Below are 6845 nucleotides of genomic sequence, written 5' to 3' on the forward strand. Positions count from 1 at the left end.
CACGACCCAAGAGATGGGCATGACCAATAAGTCTTGGCTCTTGGCGGCGATTGCGGCGGATCTGCGCGGCACAGGCTACCCGGATCTCTTTCTCGCGTCGGACTACGGTGTCCCCGAGCTCTGGCTCAATGACGGCGGCAAGAAGTTCACGGATATTGGGAAAGCCGCCGGGGTCGCCAAGCAGGCCAAGAGCGGGATGAACGCGGCCTTTGGCGATATTTACAACGATGGGCGGCTCTCGGTCTATGTCTCCAATATCTGGGAAGATGGTCAGGTGATGCAGGGCAACAACCTCTGGGTACCCAAAGAAGATGCCCCGAAGGGGACATTGGAGTACGAGAACCTGGCGGATGCAGTTGGGGTGGAGAAGGGGGGCTGGAGCTTTGGGGCGCAGTTTGGCGACCTCAACAACGACGGCTTTCAGGATATCTACCTCACCAATGGCTACATCTCCGCCGATAAAAACCAGACCTACTGGTATGACTATGCTACGCTCACGGGCGGCGGCGCGGTGATTATTGATGATGTGGCCAACTGGCCACCGCTCAAGGGCCGCAGCCTCTCGGGCTACCAGCAGAAACGTGTCTGGCTCAACGATGGGGCAGGGCGCTTCAACGAAGTGGCACAGGCGGTCGGGGCGACGGATCTCTACGATGGCCGTGCGGTTGCTCTGGCTGATATCGACAACAATGGGACGCAGGATATTCTGGTCGCCAACCAGCGCGGCCCCTTCTTGATCTATAAAACGCAGGCCGGTCCGAAAAACCACTGGCTGAAGGTGAAGCTAGAAAGTCGGAACGACGGCATTGGAGCGAGTGTTACGTGCTACTGGAAGGGCATGAAGCAGCGCCAGGTGGTCACCGGCGGCGTGGGCTTCTGCGCTCAGAACGACCCGCGCGTTCACTTTGGCCTTGGCACGGAATCCGCAGTCGAAAAAGTGGAAATCCGCTGGCCAGGCGGTAAAATACAAACCATCACGGCACCGAAAGCCGATGAGATTCTTACTGTTAAAGAAAGCAATTCTTAAAAAATGACACCTGCTCTTACTGCAAACGCACCCGCGAAGCGCAGCTTTCAAATAGATAGCAAGTACGTCGCCCCGATTTTAATTAGCTGCATCTTGCTCGTGGGGCACTTCACCACCGGAATGCTCGCCGACTGGCAAAAAACCGCCGTCTGCATTATCGTGAGCATCCTCACCGAGGCGATTTTTGGCTTTATCACGAACAAAAAGATGCCGCATCTGGCAAGTGCCTATGTCTCCGGGATCTCCTGTGGCATCCTGGTGCGCTCCGCCGAGTGGTGGCCCTTTATCGTCGCGCCGGCGCTCTCGGTGATCAGCAAGTACGTGATCCGCGTGGATGGTCGCCATCTCTGGAATCCCTCGAACCTGGCGATTGTGCTCTTGCTCCTGCTCGCGCCGCAGTCCATGTACACGCTCTCGTTCCAGTTTGGCAACCATGTCTGGGCGGGGATCGTGGTCTGGATCCTGGGCTCGGTGATTATCTACCGCCTCAAGCGCTTCCATATCTGCGCCACCTATATTCTCTGTTTCTTTGGCTTCGCGCTGATCCGTGCCTTGCTCAACCACGACATGAGCCTAGTCAATGCCTTTAAGTTCGAGATCGCTCCGATCACCGGCCCGATGTACCAGCTCTTTATCTTCTTCATGATCACCGATCCCAAGACCACGGTGCACTCCAAGAAGGGGCAGATGCTGGTCGCGTTTCTGGTGGCGGCGATGGAGTTTGTGCTGCGCCAGTGGGGGAAAAACTGGAACGTCCATATCGCCAGCCACGCCCCATACTTCGCACTAACTCTCATGGGCCCAACGGCCAACCTCATCGAGATCTACAAAGCGCGGCAGGCCAAGAAGAGCGCCCACTAAATTCCACCGTATGAAATGCGGCGTCTGTAATGGCACTGCGTGCCGCAAAGCCCGTGCCGGGCTACAAATTCCCCAGCCCAGCACGGGCTTCACAGCCGTAGGCTAACTAGACGCCCCGTTCACGGGGCGTTTCATCGGGGAAACAGAAACAGCAGAACCTGGTCGAAGCGGGCTGCCCAAGACGCTTCGTTGTGTCCGGCTCCCTCGAACTCGTGGTAGGACAGATCGGTGCCCTCTTTCCAGCCTTTTTCCTTGAGCAAGTCGCGCAGGAGCCGGGTATCGGGGAGGGCGGTATCGCCCTCAGCAGTGCCGATATCTACCCAGAGCTTGAGGGGGAGTTTTTTTACAACTGCCTTGAGAATTGCTTTCTCATCCCACCACACCGACGGCGAGAGGATGGCTAGTTTTCCAAAGGCATCGGGGCGCTTGAGGCCCACCCAGAGCGAGATCAAGCCGCCCAACGACGAGCCACCGAGGGCAGTGTTAGCCGCATCCGTTCGGGTTCGATAGGTACGATCCATAAACGGCTTTAGCTCATCGGTCAGGAACTTGCTGTAGAGCTCGCCATTGCCGCCACGGCCACGCTTATCACGCGTTGGCGTGTACTCCGGGAGGCGATCCGCCCCTGTGTTGTAGATTCCGACAATGATCAGTGGCTCGAGCTTGCCCGCGCGGATCAGCCGCTCTGCCGTCTCGTCCACACGCCACTCCTGGCCGTGGATAAACGAGGTGTTGCCATCAAAGAGGTTCTGGCCGTCGTGGAGGTAGAGCACCGGGTAGCGCCGCTCGGGGCTCTCGTAGTAGCCTGGTGGTAGGTAAACCAAGACCTTGCGACGCGGCTTGAGGTGCTGGGAGGCGAAGTCGGGATGGATGCGAAACAGGCCCGTTCGCGTGTGGCGCTCCGGGAGCTCCTGACCCATCTCAGCGACTACCTAGCAAACCCGCTTTGCGCCCGTCCGTCTCCTTGATAGGCTCGTTCTCTACCGAGATCGCGGCGACATAGGCAGGGCGAATCAGAAACGAGATCTTCTCGCTGGGGTTCGAGGTGTGTTCGCTCTCGTAGCGAATGGGGTCTACCGCGAGTGTCGCCCAGGCCGCCGCTTCTGCCTGGGCGGCATCGGGGGCGTCCAGTTCTCGACGGAAGCTACCGCCCGCCGTGTGGTACGTGATCCGAAACTTTGGCATGGGCTAGTGTACCGCATCCCCTTTAAAGTGTGCTTTTGCAGTTACCAGGTATCATGCCGTTATGAGCGAGCAGACAGAACTCTGGAAACAGATTGCGCGGATGGGATCGGTGGTGTGGCCGCAGGTGGCGGCGAATCGGCCTGAGCGGGGCGTGGCGTTTCACAGCCAGCGGGGGGCGCTCGCGTGGAACCCGCAGACGGGCGAGACGCGGCGGCTTCTGCCTGAGGGCGTCGGCAGTGGCTTTGGCCTGCTCTCACCCGATAGCGAGTGGTTCTATTTTTTCAAAGACACCAAGGGCAACGAGAAGGGCCACTACGTTCGTTTCCGTTACGACGGAACGGGCGAGCTAGAGAGCCTCACACCAGACTTTGCGCCGTACTCGTCGTCGCTGACTCCGTTTCCGCTGCCGATTGTCTCGATGAGCGCGTCTGGCAACCGTATCGCGTTTATCTTTGTGGACAGCGAGGGCTACCACTTGTGCGCCGTTGACATCGCCGCGGATGGCCGTTTAGGCGCTCCTAAGATTCTTCACGAAGGCAAACCGCTGCTCCGTGGCCCCGTGCTCTCCGCCGATGGCGCGGTCTGCGTGGTCTGCACCAACGAGCGCACGGGAAAGCAACAGTACGACTTGCTGGCCCTTGACTCGGAAGGCGACGAACTGGCACGCTGGAAGGGGAGTGGGCCAACGAGCCTGGAGACGACAGCGTTCTCTCCTATTGTCGGGGACTATCGGTTGCTCTGCACCAGCGACGAGTCAGGGGTGAAGCGTCCGATGGTTTGGGATGTGGCGCAGGGAGAGTCCGAGCTTCTCCTCGATGAGGAAACGCTTCCCGGCGAGGTCGTGCCGCTGTGCTGGTCGCCGAACGCCAAGAGCATTTTGCTCTGTCGGAGCCTGGAAGCGGCGCACGAGCTGTGGGTCTGGGGAGCGGGTAAGCTGACGCACTTGCAGCATCCCACCGGCACGATTACGTACTTTGGTGGCCTGGGCGCGACGCTCAGCAACGACGGCATGGCGTCCGTGCTCTTTTCTAACTCCCAGACCCCACGCCAGCTCATGCAGCTCACCGCGCTTGGGGAGGGCCGTGTTGTGCTCTCAGGTGGCGAGGCTCCGCAAGGCACGATGGTGCGTTCCGTGAGCTTTCCCTCGTCGGACGGCGTACTCGTGCAAGCCTGGCTCTCGCTTCCCGAGGGCGACGGCCCGTTTCCTACTGTCATTGATCTGCACGGTGGGCCGCACCAGGTGACCAACCAGAGCTTTGGGATGGGGGCGGCCTATGTGGAGAGCGGTTTTGCCTATCTCTCCGTCAACTACCGGGGCACGCCGACCTTTGGGCGGGAGTTTCTGCAGAAAATCTGGGGCGATGTCGGCCACTGGGAGCTGGAGGACATCGCTGCTGCACACGCGTTTCTCGTCCGTGAAGGCATCGCCGACCCTGCCAAGATTGCGATTACCGGCGGCTCCTACGGCGGCTACCTCACCCTCCTTGCCGTCGGAAAGCGCCCGGACTTGTGGACGGCGGGTGTGGCGCACGTCGCGCTTGCCAACAATGCCATGGCCTACGAGGACTCCTCGCCCTTGCTCCAGGGCATTATGAAGGCCAGCTTTGGCGGCACCCCTGAAGAGAACCCGGAGCTCTGGGACCGCAGCTCGCCCCACACCTACGCCGCACAGATCCAAGCCCCGATCCTGGTCATTCAGGGACTCAACGACACCCGCTGTCCCCGTCGCCAGATGGAGGTCTACGAGGCGCAGTTAAAAGAGCTAGGCAAAAATATCGAGGTGCTTTGGTTCGACGCCGGGCACGGCGTGGGTAACACCGAGCAGGCGATTGTCTACATGGAGCGCATCCTCGCGTTTCTAAAAACAGCGGTAAAATAGCCGCATGGATACCCGACTCTCGGAGATTGAGAAGCGGTTCGCCACAGCGCGGCCCAAAGGTGCGTCTCTGGCGTTCTACACCATGGACTGGGCACCCGACCTGGCGGCGGCGCAGGTGCGAGGAAAGAAAGAGCGACGGCCTGTCTTTTTTATCCTGGTCACCAATGTTTCCGCAGCGACAAGTTTCTATCAAGGTCACTGCTGAGCCAACGCGGATCATCTGCGAGGGAGTTCCCTCGCTGCGCCCGCGGTGCTAGAGCTACTCAAGCCTTTTATCGTCACATCCTGGAACGGTCGCCGCCTCTCGGAGATGCCTGCGGGGGTGAAGAAAGTCTTCGAGAAAGGACGACTTGGCGGAGATAATGTCAATATCGCCTTCTTCGTCCTCTCCTCCGAGGGCGAGGTGCTCCGTGCAGGCATCCCCTTTGTGCAGCCCGGCTACTTTCGCATGGATTCAGCTGCGATGGGGGCGGACATGGTGCGTCAGCTCAAAGATTTCTTCAAGGATTTGGACATCCCATCCGCACCAAAAGCTCCACGCGAGCCTGTTCTCCCCGACATTACCACGTCTGGTTTTCGCGTCTTCCTGACGTTCGGGAGCAACAAGATCAACCACTACCGCACACCGGTGATCGAGACCATTGTCTTTACCCCCGAGCTTGCCGCTCTTTTTGCACGCCCCAAGGCCACCAAGATGCTGGATGCCGCCGCGCTCAAGCCCCTGCTCTCTGTGCTCTACCCGCCCGCCGTGATGGACGGCATGGGAGGATTTCGAAAGCTCACGGGAAGCTTCACGCTAGAGCCTCTGCCAGGAGAAGCCGCCGCTGTTCTCACAGGCGCACCGACACTGATACTGGATGATCGCAACGCAACCACCTACACCGGCCCTCTGGAGCTGGCCCTGCGCTACCCGCCCGGCAAGCCATTGACCGCCCGCGGCACCTTCACCGCCCTGTTCCCTCGTTTTCGCCCCGATGGCGAAATCGCTGAAACCGTGTCCCTCACGGCTGCCTTTGAAACCCGGCCTGCATAACTGAGGTGTACATTGAAGCGTTGATGTTCCTGTTTCCCACGGTGGACTGGCTGGTGCACCATTTACAAACACTAGGCGTGGGAAGATGACGCGGCGCTGTGGAGATTTTAGGAACGTAAAACCAAGTATCTGTGTTAGAATTCCTTAGACGTGTTTGACAAGGCCGCACCGCTGCGGTAGGATGTCAGCGAAGAACTTTGCTTAGCAAAGTAAAAAGTGAAAATTATGGATACCTTTCCGATTCTCGACCAGCTCACCGGCCCCGCCGACCTCAAGAGCATGGACTCCGCCCAATTAAAAGCGCTCTGCAACGAGGTACGCCAGGGGCTGATCCAGACCATCTCCCGCGTGGGGGGACACTTTGCGCCGAACTTGGGCGTGGTCGAGCTGACCGTGGCGCTCTATAAAGTCTTTGAGCTGCCCAAGGATAAGGTCATCTGGGACGTGGGGCACCAGTGCTACCCGCACAAGATGCTCACCGGGCGCTGGAAGCAGCTCCACACGATCAAGCAGTACCAGGGAATCTCCGGGTTTCTGCGCCGCGACGAGAGCGAGTTTGATCTCTTTGGTGCAGGACACGCCTCGACTAGCCTCTCCGCCGCCCTAGGGTTTGCCAAGGCGCGGGATCTGCGTGGCTCCAACGAGAGCGTGATCGGCATTATCGGCGATGGCTCGCTGACGGGCGGGATGGCGCTGGAGGCCCTGCTTAATATCGGCGACCAGAAGACCAAGATGCTTGTCGTACTCAATGACAACGAGATGAGTATCGCCGAGAACGTCGGGGCGCTGGCGACCTATCTGGCCAAGCTGCGGCTGATGCCCACCTACCAAAAAATCGAGAGCTCGGTCAAGCGCAACCT

Annotated in this window: 8 protein-coding genes; 6 read left to right on the forward strand and 2 right to left on the reverse strand. The window is 59.4% G+C overall.

Annotation, left to right across the window (positions count from 1 at the left end; genetic code table 11):
- Both RMO15_RS05635 and RMO15_RS05640 read left to right on the forward strand, forming a co-directional pair.
- Positions 1-1027, forward strand: a 1027-nt coding sequence (locus RMO15_RS05635; protein ID WP_309709004.1) for a CRTAC1 family protein, incomplete at its 5' end; no start/stop codon positions are given.
- A gap of 3 nt (positions 1028-1030) precedes the next feature.
- A complete protein-coding gene (locus RMO15_RS05640) occupies positions 1031-1888 on the forward strand; it encodes an RnfABCDGE type electron transport complex subunit D (protein ID WP_309709006.1) in 858 nt (285 codons plus the stop codon).
- Positions 1889-2019: 131 nt separating this feature from the next.
- On the opposite strand, the gene RMO15_RS05645 is transcribed toward RMO15_RS05640, so the two are convergent.
- On the reverse strand, positions 2020-2808 hold the full coding sequence (locus RMO15_RS05645) for an alpha/beta hydrolase-fold protein (protein ID WP_309709009.1): 789 nt from the start codon (positions 2806-2808) through the stop codon (positions 2020-2022).
- Position 2809: 1 nt separating this feature from the next.
- On the reverse strand, positions 2810-3073 hold the full coding sequence (locus RMO15_RS05650; RefSeq protein WP_309709013.1) for a hypothetical protein: 264 nt from the start codon (positions 3071-3073) through the stop codon (positions 2810-2812).
- A 61-nt stretch (positions 3074-3134) separates the two neighbouring features.
- On the opposite strand from RMO15_RS05650, the gene RMO15_RS05655 reads away from it, so the two are divergent.
- The 4 genes from RMO15_RS05655 to RMO15_RS05670 all read left to right on the forward strand — a co-directional run.
- Positions 3135-4952, forward strand: a complete 1818-nt coding sequence (locus RMO15_RS05655; protein WP_309709015.1) for a prolyl oligopeptidase family serine peptidase — start codon at positions 3135-3137, stop codon at positions 4950-4952.
- 4 nt (positions 4953-4956) lie between these two features.
- Complete coding sequence (locus tag RMO15_RS05660) at positions 4957-5157, forward strand: hypothetical protein (RefSeq protein ID WP_309709018.1); 201 nt, start codon at positions 4957-4959, stop codon at positions 5155-5157.
- Positions 5158-5202: 45 nt separating this feature from the next.
- Positions 5203-5985, forward strand: coding sequence for a hypothetical protein (locus RMO15_RS05665; protein ID WP_309709020.1), 783 nt, complete (start codon positions 5203-5205; stop codon positions 5983-5985).
- Positions 5986-6210: 225 nt separating this feature from the next.
- Positions 6211-6845 (forward strand): 1-deoxy-D-xylulose-5-phosphate synthase N-terminal domain-containing protein (locus RMO15_RS05670; protein WP_309709022.1); only part of this gene is annotated, 635 nt, incomplete at its 3' end.

Origin of the sequence: Armatimonas sp., from assembly GCF_031410135.1 — a bacterium.
Taxonomy (GTDB): Bacteria; Armatimonadota; Armatimonadia; order Armatimonadales; family Armatimonadaceae; genus Armatimonas.

Bases quoted from the DNA above. Each gene is read 5' to 3' on its own strand.
- RMO15_RS05640 (WP_309709006.1), top strand. From the start codon at position 1,031: ATGACACCTGCTCTTACTGCAAACGCACCCGCGAAGCGCAGCTTTCAA.
- RMO15_RS05645 (WP_309709009.1), bottom strand. From the start codon at position 2,808: ATGGGTCAGGAGCTCCCGGAGCGCCACACGCGAACGGGCCTGTTTCGC.
- RMO15_RS05650 (WP_309709013.1), bottom strand. From the start codon at position 3,073: ATGCCAAAGTTTCGGATCACGTACCACACGGCGGGCGGTAGCTTCCGT.
- RMO15_RS05655 (WP_309709015.1), top strand. From the start codon at position 3,135: ATGAGCGAGCAGACAGAACTCTGGAAACAGATTGCGCGGATGGGATCG.
- RMO15_RS05660 (WP_309709018.1), top strand. From the start codon at position 4,957: ATGGATACCCGACTCTCGGAGATTGAGAAGCGGTTCGCCACAGCGCGG.